Genomic DNA, 574 nt, shown 5'->3' with positions numbered 1-574 from the left:
TGCGGGGCACGGCCACCCAGGTGGCCGGGTCCCGCCTGTCGTAGCCGAGCAGGCCGGCGGCGCCGGCGGCGAACAGGCCGGCGGCGCGGCGCAGCCCCCAGTCGTGCACGACGTGCACGACGCGGCGCACGACGATGACCACGGCGACGGCGGCGCTGACCCACAGCGTGACCAGCGGGTGCGCCACGAGCGCCCACAGGTAGCCGACGACACCCCAGCGCACGGCCATGCGCTGGTGGCCGGGTATCCGGCCCCAGCGGGTCCGCGGGTAGCGCTCGCCGCGGAAGTTGGGCCGCGCCTCCGGGCGTTCCGGGGCTGCGTACAACCAGGTCGAGTCCCACGGCCCGGGGGTCTCGAAGATCAGACCTCCGGTGGCGGCCCGCCAGATCGGGCCGAGGATCGCGCGGACGAACGGCGAGTAGAGCGCCAACACGGCCAGCCCGGCCGCCACCAGCAGCACATGGCCGGCGGTGGTGGCGAACAGGAAGTGCAGCACCGTCACGACCGGGTGCGTGCCGTCCTCAGCCGCGGCCGGGACGGAGGGAGTGACGCTCGGCGACGGGTGCGGCTTGGC

The 574-nt window shown here is 75.6% G+C and carries 1 protein-coding gene; it reads right to left on the bottom strand.

Annotated elements, in window-relative coordinates; all coding sequences use genetic code 11:
- On the bottom strand, nucleotides 1-502 hold a 502-nt coding region (locus IEY99_RS33830; RefSeq protein ID WP_229799511.1), incomplete at its 3' end, for a hypothetical protein.
- Between the last annotated feature and the right edge of the window lie 72 nt (nucleotides 503-574).

Source organism: Couchioplanes azureus, assembly GCF_014648355.1.
In the GTDB taxonomy this organism is placed as follows: Bacteria; Actinomycetota; Actinomycetes; order Mycobacteriales; family Micromonosporaceae; genus Actinoplanes; species Actinoplanes azureus.
The sequence above is the reverse complement of the archived record's forward strand: the minus strand, read 5'-3'. Positions and strand labels throughout refer to the sequence as shown.